This window comes from Parcubacteria group bacterium (assembly GCA_016186325.1).
Taxonomy (GTDB): domain Bacteria; phylum Patescibacteriota; class Minisyncoccia; order UBA10092; family UBA10092; genus JACPHB01.
Genome location: JACPLW010000004.1, coordinates 58,858 through 74,538 on the forward strand (window position 1 = coordinate 58,858; position 15,681 = coordinate 74,538).

General features: G+C 39.4%; 11 protein-coding genes and 1 rRNA gene. All 12 read left to right on the plus strand.

The genetic code is table 11. The features are described from left to right. Positions 1–42: 42 nt before the first annotated feature. Positions 43–1,077, plus strand: coding sequence for a phosphoglycerate kinase (gene pgk, locus HYW79_01695; GenBank protein ID MBI2635237.1), 1,035 nt, complete (start codon positions 43–45; stop codon positions 1,075–1,077). Further along, the gene (locus HYW79_01700) at positions 1,064–2,134 is read left to right on the plus strand and encodes a trypsin-like peptidase domain-containing protein (protein ID MBI2635238.1); all 1,071 of its coding nucleotides are present in this window, start codon (positions 1,064–1,066) and stop codon (positions 2,132–2,134) included. Before pgk ends, HYW79_01700 begins: the two co-directional genes overlap by 14 nt. Then, complete coding sequence (locus tag HYW79_01705; GenBank protein MBI2635239.1) at positions 2,134–3,399, plus strand: glycoside hydrolase family 1 protein; 1,266 nt, start codon at positions 2,134–2,136, stop codon at positions 3,397–3,399. Before HYW79_01700 ends, HYW79_01705 begins: the two co-directional genes overlap by 1 nt. Then, positions 3,396–5,267 carry a DMT family transporter gene (locus HYW79_01710; GenBank protein MBI2635240.1) on the plus strand — a complete coding sequence of 624 codons (1,872 nt, stop codon included), beginning with the start codon at positions 3,396–3,398 and terminating at the stop codon, positions 5,265–5,267. Before HYW79_01705 ends, HYW79_01710 begins: the two co-directional genes overlap by 4 nt. Further along, entirely contained in the window at positions 5,258–6,310 is a 1,053-nt protein-coding gene (locus HYW79_01715; protein MBI2635241.1) for a hypothetical protein, read from the plus strand. The genes HYW79_01710 and HYW79_01715 overlap by 10 nt, the downstream gene beginning before the upstream one ends. After that, positions 6,297–7,193, plus strand: a complete 897-nt coding sequence (locus HYW79_01720) for an ROK family protein (GenBank protein ID MBI2635242.1) — start codon at positions 6,297–6,299, stop codon at positions 7,191–7,193. Before HYW79_01715 ends, HYW79_01720 begins: the two co-directional genes overlap by 14 nt. Continuing rightward, entirely contained in the window at positions 7,168–7,896 is a 729-nt protein-coding gene (locus HYW79_01725) for a metal ABC transporter ATP-binding protein (protein ID MBI2635243.1), read from the plus strand. The genes HYW79_01720 and HYW79_01725 overlap by 26 nt, the downstream gene beginning before the upstream one ends. A 17-nt stretch (positions 7,897–7,913) precedes the next feature. After that, on the plus strand, positions 7,914–8,693 hold the full coding sequence (locus HYW79_01730; protein MBI2635244.1) for a metal ABC transporter permease: 780 nt from the start codon (positions 7,914–7,916) through the stop codon (positions 8,691–8,693). Positions 8,694–8,713: 20 nt separating this feature from the next. Continuing rightward, positions 8,714–9,379 (plus strand): alpha/beta fold hydrolase, encoded by a 666-nt coding sequence (locus tag HYW79_01735; GenBank protein ID MBI2635245.1) that lies wholly within the window; start codon positions 8,714–8,716, stop codon positions 9,377–9,379. Between the two features lie 9 nt (positions 9,380–9,388). Further along, complete coding sequence (locus HYW79_01740; GenBank protein MBI2635246.1) at positions 9,389–10,486, plus strand: hypothetical protein; 1,098 nt, start codon at positions 9,389–9,391, stop codon at positions 10,484–10,486. Between the two features lie 4 nt (positions 10,487–10,490). Beyond that, the gene (locus tag HYW79_01745) at positions 10,491–11,108 is read left to right on the plus strand and encodes a DUF3105 domain-containing protein (GenBank protein MBI2635247.1); all 618 of its coding nucleotides are present in this window, start codon (positions 10,491–10,493) and stop codon (positions 11,106–11,108) included. A gap of 426 nt (positions 11,109–11,534) precedes the next feature. Continuing rightward, positions 11,535–15,681, plus strand: a 23S ribosomal RNA gene (locus tag HYW79_01750); the annotation flags it as partial.

The following is a 15,681-nucleotide window of genomic DNA, read 5'->3' on the forward strand; positions in this document are numbered from 1 at the left end:
AAAATTTTTAGCAAGTATATTTCATCAATTTTTGATAAGTAGATGATAAAATCTGTTACAAACTTAACAGAAAAAGATTTAAGCGGAAAAAAGGTTTTATTGCGCGTGGATTTTAACGTGCCAGTAGAAAATGGAAAAATTTTGGATGCTTATAGAATTAAAGCGCATAAAGAAACAATCGATTATTTAATAAATCGCGGCGCCGTTGTTACGCTTTTGAGCCATATCACGGCAATAGAAAGTTTTGAGCCGATAGCAGGTCAAATAAGAGATGCGCTAAAATCAGAAAATTTTTCTTTGTTTGATAATATTAGAAAATACGAAGGCGAAGAAACTAACGACGAAGGGTTTGCCAAGGAGCTCGCGAAATCATTTGATATCTATATTAATGATGCATTTTCTGTTTCCCACAGAAACCACGGCTCGATTGTCGCTGTTACTAAATTTTTGCCGTCTTACGCCGGATTGTTACTAATGAAGGAAGTTGAAAATCTTGATAAGATAATAAAATTACCAAAAGAAAGTAAGACTTTAATTATTGGAGGCGCTAAAATAGATATTAAATTCCCGGTAATAAAAAATTTTATAGACAAAGCCGAAAATATTTTAATTGGCGGCGCCGTTGCCAACATTTTTCTTAAAGCCAGCGGTATTGATATTAAGAAGTCTCTAACCGATGATAGTTTTTTAGAAGACGCGTTTGAAATTTTAAAAGAAAAAAATCTGGTTATCCCCGATGATTACGTTATTTCCGGTGATATGATTTTAGATATAGGAGAAAAAACCGCCGATAAGTTCGTTGAAATTGTCGGTAAATCAAAGATTGTGATTTGGAACGGCCCATTGGGCAAAACAGAAATTCCTGAATTTTCACTTAGCAGCGAAAAAGTGGCGGGAGCCATTATCAGTTCCGGCGCTTTTTCTATTGTCGGCGGCGGCGACACCATCGCGTTTATCGAAAAAATGGGATTCATAGATAAATTCGGTTATGTTTCTACCGGCGGAGGAGCGATGCTTGAATTTTTGGCCGGCAAAAAATTGCCCGGCCTTACTGCTTTAGGCTATGACAGCGGTTAAAATTTTAAAAATCATTGCTTCTTTTTTTGCCGTACTGTTTACTGCGGCTTTTTTAATTTTTTCTTTCATTCATCTGAAGTCTAATTTCAGCGGAAATTTTGCTCCCAATGAAATTTTTATTATTTCTACTTCAAGTATGGGACTTTTACCCTATGGTGAACCTGTTAAAACGGTAAAACAAACAAAAGAACCCAAAATAATTTCCAAAGAAGTACCAGAAAAATCAATTGTTGCGGAACCCTTAAAAGAAGTTTCTTCAAAAAGTTTTGAGGAACTAATAAACAGTTCGGTCATTCAGCTTTATTGCGGCTATCTTAATGTCGAAAAAACTTCTTTTTCTTCAATATCCCGCGGCACCGGAATAATTATAAACAGTCGGGGCGAAATTTTGACTAACAGACATATCATATACGATGAGAATCTTCAAAAAATAAAAAGCGACTGTTTTGTTTTAAAAAGCCCCTTTCCTAATATTAGGTCGGAAAAACCGAAAATTTATTATGTCGCTCAAATCACAAATTATCCTTTGGAAGAAAAATTCAATGATTTCTTTAGCAAAGATCGTTATTACAATGATTTTGCAATTTTAAAAATCTCTTATAAAATCTCCAGTGATTCAAAAATAAACCAATTGCTTCAGGCTGATCCCGCTTCTTTAAGTGATTATGATGTTTTAGAAAATAATAGCCTTTTTAATTATTTGCCGGTTGATTGGCAGTATCAGCCCAAAAACAATGATTTATTAATTGCCTTGGGTTATGGCGCAGACGCAAGCCATGCCGCTAATCAAATTACTTCAATTATCGGCCGTCTTAGTGGCAATGTTGATATTAACGGAAGCTCGAAGCCCCAGGTTTTATTAATTGAAATTGGCGCGACAACCGGTTTTTCCGGCGGCGCTTTGATTAATCCGCAGTCAAAGGGATTAATTGGTCTGATCAGCTGGATAACGAGTAGTGAAAACGAGGTTAGATACACGGCGGCTATTTTCAGGGATTTTTTAAAGACCACAATGTTTCAAGATTTAAACTTTGATTTAAAATTGGTACAAAACTAATGAATAAAATTTTTCCAGACGGATTTTTATGGGGAGCGGCCACTTCGGCGCATCAGGTTGAAGGCAATAACCGTAATAATTGGACTGAATGGGAAAAGGCAAATGCCAAGCGTTTAGCCAAAGAAGCAAGGACCTATTGGCAACCATGGCAAAGGGAAGTGTTTCCGGAAATGTTAACTCCTGAAAATTATATTTCAGGAAAAGCGTGCGATCATTACAACCGTTACGAAGAAGATTTTAATTTGGCGAAGGAAATGGGTCATAACGCTCATCGTTTTTCTATTGAATGGTCGCGGATTGAGCCGGAGGAGGGAAAATTCGACGAAAAAGAAATAGAGCATTACCGGCGAGTAATATTGGCGTTGCGTGAACGGGGGATTGAACCGTTTGTAACGCTCTGGCATTGGACGATGCCAATTTGGTTTGTTGAAATAGGCGCATTTAGTAAAAAAGACAATATAAAATATTTTGTCAGATTTTGCGAGACGATTGTTAAAGAGTTTTGTAGCGATGTTAAATTCTGGATAGTTTTAAACGAACCGGAAATTTACGCAGGAAATTCCCATCTTAAAGGAATATGGCCACCGCAAAAGAAAAGTTTAATATCTTATTTTTTAGCAATTAAAAATTTAATCAAAGCGCATCGCAATTCATACAAAATAATTAAAAAAATCATACCAAATGCCCAAGTCGGCATTGCTAAAAATAATATTTATTTTGAGGCGTACCAAAATAAAATCCACAACCGAATTTTGAAAAAGTTTATTGATTGGTGGTGGAATTTTTATTTTTTAAATCGAATAAAAAATCATCAGGATTTCATCGGTTTAAACCACTATTTTCACAACAGAATTAAAAGTTTTAGGTTTAATAAAAATGAAAACAAAAAAGTTTCCGATATGGGCTGGGAGCTATATCCGGAAGCAATTCCTCATGTTTTAAAAGATTTAAAGAAATACAATAAGCCGATTTATATCACTGAAAATGGTTTAGCCGATGGCAGAGATAAAAATCGCGAATGGTTTATAAAAGAATCTCTTAAAAATATTCATAAAGCTATTGAGGACGGCGCTGATATTCGCGGATATTTTTATTGGTCGCTTTTGGATAATTTTGAATGGGATAAAGGTTTTTGGCCGCGGTTTGGTCTGGTTGAAATTGATTATAAAACACTTGAAAGAAAGCCGAGGCCGTCAAGTTACATTTACGCGGAAATTGCAAAAAATAATAGTATTAATAACGCCGAAGGAGAAAGGGGAAGATGAAAGAATTTATAGATTTTTTCTTGAAAAACTGGGTTTTAATCGTAATTTTAGGGAATCTTTTCACGGCTATATCGAGCATTGTTGCCAAAGTTGCCTTAAACGGTTCGGTTAGCAAGCCTATTAACCCGACGGTTTACGCTTTCTATAGCGGATTAGGCGGCTCCGTTGTAATTTTTTTCGCCTTGATATTAAACGTATGGTTTTCTTTTTTAAAAATAGGCTTAGGAGAAGTAATTATTGGTATTATTTCAGGCGTTTTTTTGATTTTTGGGTTATGGCCGTTTTATTTAGCTCTATATCGCAGCGAGGCCTCGCGGGTAACGACGCTGTTCGTCGGCAGTATGCCGATTTTTACCTTTTTTATAAAATATTTTTTTCTTGACGAAAGATTAAATGTAATTCAGTCATTGGCTTTTATTTTTCTGGTTTCCGGCGGTGTTTTGGTTTTCTTAAAAAAACATAATAATTTCCGGCTTGATTTGAAAAGCGCGTTTTTAACGTTGAGTAGCGCCCTGGGGATCGCTATCGGTTTAGTTTTGGCCGGAGAAATTTTTAAATTACAGGGATTTTTTAGCGGATTTTTTTGGATCAGCATAGGTTACATCTTGGCATCGCTTATAATATTTTTATGGCCTGGGCAAAAACAGAAAATCTTAAGGGTAGACGCTTATGTCGAAAAGAGAAGCTTGCTCCTGTTTTTTTCCGACAAAACATTCAGCGTTTTGGGTTCGGGACTCATTAAATTCGCCATTTCACTGGTAAGCGCCACTATAGTTAACGCCTTTGAAGGTTTAAGGCAATTTTTTGTTTTGATATTTGCTATGGCAATATCATTTTGGCGGCCCGATATTCTTAAAGAAGAATTGGAAGGAATTGTTTTATGGCAAAAAATTATTGCCGCGATTTTAGTCGGCATCGGTTTGTTTCTTATAATATTCAGCCAGTTCCCATCTGCGAGCCCCAACCGCTCGATTAACTGGGGCGTTACATTTTCCGGTAAGTTCAGTGAAGATCTCGATCTTGATTCTAAAGAAAATTTAAAAGCCGTATTGGACGATTTGAGAGTTGATAGAATCCGTTTGGTTGCTTATTGGGATGAAATAGAAAAAGAAAAAAATATATTCGATTTTTCAAATCTCGATTGGCAGGTGGATGAAGCAGAAAAAAGAAATGTAAAAATAATTCTTGCTGTCGGAATGAAAGTTCCAAGGTGGCCTGAGTGCCACATACCCGATTGGGCTAAAAATCTTTCTGAAGAAGTTAGAGAAAAAGAATTGCTTTTGTATTTGGAAGAAGTTGTGAAACATTATAAAGACGGAAAATCCATAGAAATATGGCAGGTTGAAAATGAGCCATTCTTGCGGTTCGGCGAGTGTCCAAAAAGAGGAAATAATTTTCTTTCAAACGAAATATCTATTGTGAAATCAATTGATAAGAGCCGTTCGATTTTGGTTACCGAAAGCGGCGAAATCGGCTGGTGGCCAAAAGCGGCAAAAGCGGGAGACATTTTTGGCACAACCATGTATCGGCGGATATATAATAAATATTTTGGCCGAGTTAATTATCACCTGCCTCCAGAATTTTTTATTCTAAAAGAAAAAGCTACCAGATTTTTTATAAAAGATTATAATAAGAAGTTTATTGTTATTGAACTGGCGGCTGAACCGTGGATGGCAAAACAGATTTACGAAACTACATTGGAAGAACAATTAAAGTATTTTGATTTCGATTTTTTTAAAGATACAATTCAATACGCCAAAGCAACGGGTTTCGATGAATACTATCTGTGGGGCGCCGAATGGTGGTATTATTTAAAAATAAAGGGTCATCCGGAATTTTGGCAAGAAGCCAAAAAATTATGGGAATAGAAAAACCTAAAATAATAACCGGCTTAGGCAATGTTGAAGATGGCGGTTTAGAAAAAAAGTTGCCGGCTGTTGAAGTTAAAAATGAAGTTGTTTGGGTAAACGACGATGTTGAAATGCCTTTTAAGTTTGAAGAGGACAAACCTTCTAAAATAGGAGTTTTTTTGACTACGGAACCCAACGATGGAGAATCTGTATTTCATGTTAAAGTAATGGACAATCATTTTCGCAGCGCCCTTTTAGGAAAAGTTGTTTTTAGAGACAAAGAAGGAAACTTGTATCGCGATGTGGATATAAAAGGAATGGGGCCGATAAATCCTGCGAATTTAATGGTTGAATCTATTGAAGCAGGTTCATCAAAAAATGTCGCTAAAGGTAAAACCCCTTGGGGGTTCATGGATTGGGGATACGCGGAAACTGACCGCGATATGTCAGAATTTTTTATAAAACAGGGATTGCGAACTCATCGGGCGTTAGCAATTATCCGTCTTGATGAGGTCGTTGTTGAAGATGGAGAAAAAATGTCAGTTTCAAAAGCCAGGAAATTCGGATATATAAAATATACCACCGAGCCAGTGATTGAAGTAAGGGCGTTTGGAACAAAAGCCAGAATTGCTGACTCAAGTAATAAAGCTTTGTTGGAAGATGCCAAGCACATGGTGGCTCAAGAGCTTGGGAAAGATCCTTATAGTTTTTCACAAGAGGATTATGTTCAATGGTTTGCTCAAACATTGGGCAAGCAATTGGCTATTATTCATAACGCCGGCTTTATCCATGGATATTTAACCAGCCATAACATTACTTTAGATTGCCGCATAGTTGATCTTGACTCTGTTAAAAAAATTAAGACCGATAAAGGGCTTAACGATAAACAAGTAATGATTGATTTAAAAATGGTAAAGGAATCTTTTAATTTATTATGCTTTCGTCAAAATATTAGCAGCGATTGCAGTAAATTAATCGGTGATTTTTTTGATAGTTATATTTCTAATCTGACAATAAAGATTAGTGAGGAAGACAGAAGAAATTTCAATGATTCGTTATAAAATGAAGTTTTTAAACAAAAAATGTATTATTGGAATTGATATTGGCGGGAGCAAAACCAATGTGGTTCTATTAAAGAACGGAAAAGTTTTAAAAAGTGCCAAAGTTTCAACTCCGAAAAACCGGAAAGAATTTTTGGAAAAATTGGAAACACTGGTTAGAAATTTAATTTCTGGCGCGGGTAATAAAAAAACACAGGGCATTGGCTGTGGCGTAGCCGGAGTTTTGGATTTAAAGAGCGGCAATATTTTAAACGCGCCAAATTTGCGATTTTTGAATAATTTTAACATTAAAAAATGGTTAAAGAGAAAGTTCAAGCTTGATGTAAAAATAGATAATGACGCTCGCTGTTTTACCCGCGCTGAATATCTTTTTGGTTCTGGCAGGGGATACAAAAATATCGTCGGTATAACCTTAGGCACTGGAGTCGGGGGAGGGATAATAATTAATGGTCAGATGTTCTACGGCTCTTTTGATGCCGCCGGTGAAATTGGGCATACGAGCTACTATGGCGTGGAATTTGAGGACTTGGTAAGTTTAAGAAGTTTAAAAAAATTTGGCTTTAACGATCCGATTAAGGCATACGAATTGGCAAAATCAGGGAATAAAAAAGCAATGGAAATTTTTAAAAAATTGGGAGGTTACTTGGGAATTGGTTTGGCGCATTTAATAAATACTTTGGATCCGGAGATTATTATAATAGGAGGCGGTATGAGTGGAGCTTCTCATTTTTTTCTGCCGCAAACAAGAAAAACAATGAGTAAACTTATCGTTTCTCCGAAATCCATAAAAAATGTTAAAATCATAATAGGAAAATTAGGTGAAAACGCCGGCGCCATAGGCGCGACGGCGCTGTTCTATGAACAACAATCGCAAAAATTATAAAAATAATATTTTAGAAGTTCGTGATTTGTCGGTGAGTTTCGGTAACCAGGAAATTTTAAGAGATATTTCTTTTTCTGTTAACGAAAGCGATTTTTTGGCGATAGTAGGCCCTAATGGCGCCGGGAAAACCGTCTTATTTCAAGCTTTAATGGGACTCATTCCTTTTGACGGAGAAGTAAAATGGCGACCCGGCATTAAAGTCGGATACGTTCCTCAGAAATTGATGGATAAAGCCGAGCTACCATTGACTGTTAAAGAATTTTTTGTTTTAAAATCAAAAAATCTATTTTTTAAAGATAAACAGCTGCTAAATTCAATAACCCACGAGTTAAAATCTACCGATCTAAGTGAGGGTATTTTAAATCAGCGTTTGGTAAATTTATCTCGGGGTGAGCTGCAGCGTGTTTTAATTTCCTGGGCGATTTTAGGGCACCCGCAAGTTTTGCTTTTTGACGAACCAACGGCCGGCATTGATATTGCCGGGGAAGAAAACGTTTATAACATGCTTCATAAGCTTCAGGATGAAAGAGGAATAACTATTATAATGATTTCCCATGCTCTTAATGTTGTTTTTCGTTACGCCAACAACGTTTTATGTCTTAATAAGGAACGACTTTGCTACGGCGAACCGAAGTATGCTTTAACCAGCGAGCAAATCAAACGGCTTTACGGCGAAAGCGCTTTCTATCATCACCTTCATTAAATCTTTAAACGCGAAATATGAATCTAATAATAGATAATCAGTTTTTGCTAATATTGATTTCCGGTCTTTTTACGGCCTTGGCCGCGAGTTTGCTCGGCGCCTTTATTGTCGTTAAAAGAATGGCCTTGGTTGGCGACGTACTGTCTCATGTGGCGCTTCCGGGCATCGGTTTAGCGTTGCTTATAAATATTGATCCGATGTATGGAGCGGCGGCTTTTCTTTTGGTTGCCGCTTTCGGAACTTGGTTTATTGAAAAAAAAACCTCTTTGCCTCCCGAAGCGATTATCGGCACTTTTTTTACCGCCACATTAGCTCTCGGCGTTCTTTTGGTTCCCGACCATGAACTTTTTGAAAGCATGTTCGGAAATCTTTTTGCGATAAAATATTCCGATGCTGTTATTATCGTCATCGCTTCTATCATTATATTCTTTTTAACTTTAATCCTTTCGCGCAGATTAACGCTCGGCATTGCGGCACCGGACTTGGCAAAATCAATAGGAGCAAGGCCGAGCATTTCATATCTTGGTTTTCTTTTGTTGTTTGCTTTAAGCGTGGCCTTGGGAATTAAGCTTATCGGTTCGGTTTTAATGGGCGCTCTTACAATTTTGCCGGCAGTTTCTGCCCGTAATTTCTCTTGGAGTTTAAAATCATTTTTAATTTTTAGCGTTATTTTAGGGTTAACTATGATGTTTATCGGCATTATAATTTCAAATTTGTTTAATTTTCCTCCCGGCCCGACGGTAATTTTAACCGGCATTTTCTTTTTTGGAGTATCCCTGATTTTTAAAAGATCTTAAAAACGTTACAAAATACGAATATGAAAACAGTGAATTTTCAAACAAAAGATGATGTAAAAATTGTTGGTGATTTTTATCCATCGCAACTTAAAAACGACGAGAGATCAAAAAAATCGGTTTTGCTTCTTCATATTTTGCCCGGGGTACGCCGCGATTTTAATGAATTTGCCGGGTTATTGTGGCAGCAGGGTTATAACGTTTTGAATATTGATGAAAGAGGGCACGGCGAATCGGAGGCCTGGGCGGGAGAAATGGGTTCCTGGCAGGAATTTACACCGGCCGATTACGATAAGATGATTTATGACGTTGAAGCGGCGGCTGATTGGTTAAAAAACAAAATTTCCGAGACAGAGCTGGCGATAGTAGGCGGATCTATAGGCGCTAATTTGGCCTTGCTTTACGGCGCTAAAGCGGGCCCGAAAATTGTAGTGGCTTTATCGCCAGGATTAAATTACAAAGGCATTAAAACAGAAATTGCTTCACGAAACTTCAGAAAGAATCTTTTGATTGTTTCGAGCCGCGACGATAATTACGCTTTTGAATCATCGGAGCGGCTTTTTGATATTTCGGCGGCTGCCAAAAAAGAATTTATTAAATACGAAGATGCCGGCCATGGCACGCGAATGTTTGCCGGCGAACCGGAATTGAAACAGAGAATATTGGATTTTCTGGCAAAAAATTTTTAATATAAGGGTATGAAATTATACAGTTTTTCCATTTTATTTTTACTTGCCGTTGTTTTAGCGGCCGGATCGTACTTTACCGACAATTTAAACTTTCTTTTTGAAAAAAGCAAAACGGCCGAAAACACAATTATTGGGCATTTATCGGTAGGTCCGCAATTTGGAGTTTATTCAACTATCTGGACTACTCGCGCAAGGCGCTTTAACGATTTAATTCGCCTTGCCGAGGAAACGGAAATCAATGCTATTGTAATGGACGTTAAAGACAGCGGAGTTTATATAGATGAATATATTAAAAATTTAGTTGATAAGCTTCGTGAAAAAAGTATTTATACCATCGCCCGCTTAGTAGTTTTTCAAGATAGTTCACAAGTCAAAAATCATCCGGATTGGTACTTTAAAAAGGAGGATGGCTCGCTGTGGCAGGACAATCGCGGCTGGTATTGGATGGATCCGACTAACCGAGAAGTTTGGGACTATAATCTTGCGGCTTCTAAACAAGCGATTGATGCCGGTTTTGATGAAATAAATTTTGATTACATCCGCTATCCAAGTTTTAAAAAAGATGACGATGTTGTTTTTACACCGGTTTTAAAAAATCAAACGATAAATGATTTCGCGCGTTATTTAACTTTAGAACTCAAAAAGTATGACCAGAAAATTGCTCTTTCGGTGGATTTATTCGCTTATAATATGATGAGCGGCAGCGACCTCGGCGTTGGCCAGGTTTTTCTGGAGCTTTACGATTATTTTGATTATGTTTCTCCAATGATCTATCCCTCTCATTATATTACCGGTAATTTTGGTTTTGAAAATCCCGCCGAGCACCCTTATGAAGTAGTTTGGGGCACGATAGAAAAAGGCAAGGCACAACTTTGGGAGAAATCAGCTATCGAAGTCGGGACAACTTCACCGGCTATAATTAATCCGGTTTTTGAAAAACGTCTTAAAAAGCTTCGTCCTTGGCTTCAGGATTTCAATATCGGCGCGGTTTACAACGGCGATATGATTCGCAAAGAAAAACAAGCGGTTTATGATTCCGGCCTTACTTCCGGCTGGCTTTTATGGAATCCAAGAAACGTTTATACTGAAGAAGCATTAGATAAATAAAATTATGAACGAATTATCGCCAAAGGAAATATACGATCAAAGGAAAAACGAAAAAATGACCGATGAAAAAAGAACAGGACAGTTTAAAATGTTCAAAAAGCTTTTCATTTGGTTGATTGTTGCTCTGGTTATCGGCGGGGGAGTTTACTGGTTTGCGAAAAGAGGCCAGGAAAAAATTGCTGAAAGAAAAACTTACGCAGTTCAAATTCCGGATCAAGGCAGGGCGCATATTAATGTCGGTGCGAGCCACCCTGCTTATAATTCCAATCCGCCGACTTCCGGGTCGCATTATGAAGAGTGGAAAACCAAGGGCGTATATAAGGAACAGCAGCCGGATGAAGGCTTGATTCATAATTTAGAACATGGCTATATCTGGATTTCTTATCGGCCAGATGCTTCCTTTGAAATAATCAAGCAGTTAGAAAATTTTTACGGTTTTGGTAAAAAAATCGTTGTTGAACCGCGAAAAGAAAATGACAAACTTATAGCTATTGCCGCCTGGAATTGGCTTGATAAATTTGACCCGGTTTCCACCAGTTCTTTAAATGACGTTGAACTGAAGCGCATCGGTGATTTTATCGATCAATATATAAATCAGGGTCCGGAACCGAATGCTCCCTAAAGACTTGCATTGTGGATAAGTATTTGGTACAATGGAGTTTGAATTATGAAAAAAATAAAAACATACAAAAATAAAGGAGGCGGATCCGTGTAGTTCTGTTGTGTTTATTTTCAGCAGATTGAGGCCGCTTTCCAGCGGTTTTTTTAGTTCTCGCCCAAATCTCTGATTTGGTAACGAGAAGTAATCCCGCAAAGCGGGATCGTGACCAACTAATTAACATTTGACCCCGGATAATCTATTAAGGTAGACTGTTCGGGTTCAGCAGTTAATCCTGTACGTTGAAAATTGAATAAGACCCTCCTTGCCTACTCCGCCGAAGTAGCTTCGGCTACGAAGGCTGGACGCGTAGAGCTTCGGAGGGTAAACAGGTACAAAATTAAAAAAACTCGAATAATATAAAAGTAAACTCGTACTTATGTACGGGATGAGTAGGTTAATAAGGGCGTATGGTGGATGCCTAGGCACAAAAAGGCGATGAAGGGCGTGGCGTGACTGCGATAAGCGTCGGGGAGCCGTCTAGCAGGCTTTGATCCGGCGATTTCCGAATGGGGTAACCCATGGCGAGTAATGTCGTCATATTCTTATCCGTAAGAGGTAAGAAAGCAAACCCGGGGAAGTAAAACATTTCAGTACCCGGAGGAACAGAAAACAAGTTATCACTTTATTATTTGTGAATTCGTATGGTCGAGTTCATGAATAATATCGTGATTATATTCCCTTAGTAGCGGCGAGCGAAAAGGGAGGAGTCTAAACCTACCCGATGCGCAGCATCGGAAATTACAAATTCCAAAATCCAAATTCCAAACAAATTCCAAATTCTAAATTTTAAATTCCAAACAGGTTTTTATCATTTGAATTTCGGCCATTAGATATTGTTTGTGATTTGGTGCTTGGCGCTTGGAATTTCCGCTGCTGTGCAGCGGGTGGGGGTTGAAAGAAGCGGTCGTTTCCATAGTAATATGGGAGAGAAGTATACAAACTGAAAAATTGGTTAGCCAAGTGGTTTTGGAAAAGCCAACCAAAGAGGGTAATAGTCCCGTAGGCGAAAACCTTTTTCATACTTCTTGATTGTTCTCTTAAGTACTGCGGGGAAAGATTGCCCCGTGGGAAGCAGGGAGTCCTACACTCCCAAGACTAAATACTTTTTGTGACCGATAGTGAACTAGTACCGTGAGGGAAAGGTGAAAAGCAGCCCGATGAGGGCGATGAAATAGATCCTGAAACCATACGCTTACAAAGAGCGGGAGCCCGTTTACTTTGCCGCAAGGCGGAGTAAGGGTGACCGTGTGCCTATTGAAGAATGAGCCAACGACTTTATGCGTTTTGCTTGTCTAAGTCGCTCAACGCGATGGAGGCATAGGGAAACCGAGTGTTAAAAGCGCGCTCGCCCCGCCGCAAGGCCGCGTTAGCCCCGCCGCAAGGCGGGGTAAAGCAGAACGTATAAGACCCGAAGCCAGGTGAGCTTACCATGGCCAGGTTGAACCCCGCAGAAATGCGGGGGGAGGACCGAACCCACTAGCCATGCAACACTAGGGGATGAGCTGTGGTAAGAAGTGAGAAGCTAATCGAACCTGGGAATAGCTGGTTCTCTCCGAAATAGCTTTAGGGCTAGCCCCGAATGTTTTTTATTGGAGGTAGAGCACTGGTTGGTTCTGATTGACGCAAGTCAGCTGAACCAGTCAAACTCCGAATTCCATTAATTTAGTTCGGGAGTCAGACTGTGGGGGCAAAGCTCCATGGTCAAAAGAGCAAGAACTCGGACCATCATCTAAGGTCCCTAAATTTTGGCTAAGTGTAGAAGGAAGTGATGCGTCGAAGACAGATAGGAGGTTGGCTTAGAGGTAGCCATCCTTTAAAGAGTGTGTAACAACTCACTATCATATCCTGAGAGCAATCGAAGGATTGACGCATCGCACCAAAGATGTAACGGGACTAAGCCAAATACCGAAGATATGGACCCGACGCCCGCAAGGGGGTTGGGTGGTAGGAGAGCGTTTTTAGCGCAGTGAAGATTGACCCGTGAGGGCGATTGGAGCGCTAAGAAGTGCAAATGTTGGCATGAGTAACCTGCAAGACAGATGAAAAATCTGTCCGCCGAAAGCCTGAGGTTTCCTTGGCAATGAAAATCAGCCAAGGGTTAGGCGGTCCTAAGGCAATGGAGAAATCCGCAGCCGATGGACAGACGGTTAATATTCCGTCCCTAACTTTAGTGCTTTTACGGAGTAACGAAGGTCAGTATGCCTCGCGCCTTATTGGATTGGCGCTATTAGCGTTAGGATTTCTGATTGGTAAATCCGTCAGAATGCGTTTAATCGCAACTCCAAGCGAAGATAAAATTTTTTCGTTCGCGGAAGAAAATTTGGCAAAGCGAGCTTCCAAGAAAAACTTCGTAAATTAGTTAAAGTTATCCGTACCGAAAACCGACACAGGTGGGCAGGGCGAGTAGCCCACGGCGAACGAGTGATTCGTGGTTAAGGAACTCGGCAAAAAAGCGGCCGTAACTTAGGTATATGGCCTTCCCGGCACCTTTTGGATTATGACAAATAAAAAATGCTCCTCAAGATGAGGAGCGAATGTGTGAGAGTTATCCTATTTTACCAGGAACTCTCATTATATGAGGGATTTCAGCAATGACTTTTAAAAGTCTTCGTCCACTACCTTTTTCTTGCAGACGAACGCGCGCGATTTTATCGTCGTTAGCATCATCTGCATAGAAAAGGTCTTCCAATGTTCCGTCTTTATGTTCTATCCTATACTGACATTCCATTGATTCCTCCATATTGATAGGATGGCGTAGGTAGTATTGTAAATAATAAATTATTATTTGTCAAGTCGTAATTCAAAAGGTGCTGGGACGCAGCTAAAGTATCCCTGGCGACTGTTTATCAAAAACACAGCTCCCTGCTAACTCGTAAGAGGATGTATAGGGGGTGACGCCTGACCTATGCGAGAAGGTTAACGGTAGAGGTCTTATTTTCAGCAATGAAAGTAAGGCTGAAGCCCGAAGCCCTCGTAAATGTCAGCGATAACTATAATCGTTCTAAGGTAGCGTAATTCCTTGTCTGGTAAGTTCAGACGTGCACGAAAGGCGTAACGACTGGGGAACTGTCTCAACCACGAGCTCGGTGAAATTGCAATTCCAGCGAAGATGCTGGGTACCTGTAGCAAGACGAAAAGACCCCGGGAGCTTTACTGCAGCTTAGTATTGGCTATAGGGTTTGAATGCGTAGCATAGAAGGGAGGCTTTGAAACCGTGTTTTCGGATGCGGTGGAGCCGTCAGTGAAATACCTTTCTTTCAAACTTTATAATCTAACCGACGCGGAAAAAACGAGTCGAAACAGTGCTTGGCGGGCAGTTTTAGTGGGGCGCTATCCTCCAAAAGCGTAACGGAGGAGTCCATTAAGGTCAGCTAGCTTCGGATGGAAATCGAAGCGATAGGGTAAAGCCAAAAGCTGGCTTAACTGCAAGGCAAACAAGCCGCGCAGGTGCGAAAGCAGGGCTTAGTGAACTGTTTATGGTTAGTAGTAACGTAAACAATCATCGGATAAAAGCTACCCCGGGGATAACAGGCTAGTCGCATCCAAGAGTCCATATCGACGATGCGGTTCGGCACCTCGATGTCGGCTCATCTTATCCTGGGGCTGGAGAAGGTCCCAAGGGTTTGGCTGTTCGCCAATTAAAAAGGTACGTGAGCTGGGTTCAAACCGTTGAGAAGCTAGATCAATTTTGGCTTTTCAACAGTTTGAACCCGAGGACAATAAGACATCAAATTCATGGCGGCTTTCACGAGCAATCGTGATTGACAAATCGACTATATCGATAAATTCCTATTGCACGACAAACTGTCATATGATAGGATAATATCGAGGGAAGTTGTGTATAAATAATCTTTCGTTAGCACAAAAATCTTATTTAGCGGGCTTTTTAGATGCTGATGGCAGTATCTATGTTCAAGCCAAGATAAATAAAACATATAAATATGGCTACCAAATAGCTCCATATATTGTTTTATTTCAATCAAAAAAAGAAAATAACTTTGAAAAAATCTGTAAGTTGATTGGAGCAGGATATATTAGGGAGAGAAAAGATGGAATTACGGAATATATTATCGGCAGAGTTGATGAGATTACATCATTTATTAAAATGGTAGAACCATATATTCTTCTTAAGAAAAGACAAGTTCAATTAATGAAAAGGATTATCGAAGCAAAACAAAAAGTTAAGAATAAAAAAGATTTTAAAGTGTTAATAAATTTGGTGAATAAATTCAGAGAACTGAATTATTCCAAGAAAAGAAAAATTCGTATATTAACCCCGTAGAGACTAGACGTCGATCTCCTTTAAAAAAGGATGAAGGTATAGTCCAATGCGCGTAGTAATACGCGAAAACATGCGTGAGACAGGTTGGTCTCTATCTGCTACAGGCGTTGATACTTGAGGAGCGTCATTCCTAGTACGAGAGGACCAGAATGACGGAACCTCTGGCGTACCGGCTGTCCTGCCAAGGGCACCGCCGGGTAACTATGTTCCGAATTGATAAGCGCTGAAAGCATCTAAGCGCGAAGCAATCTC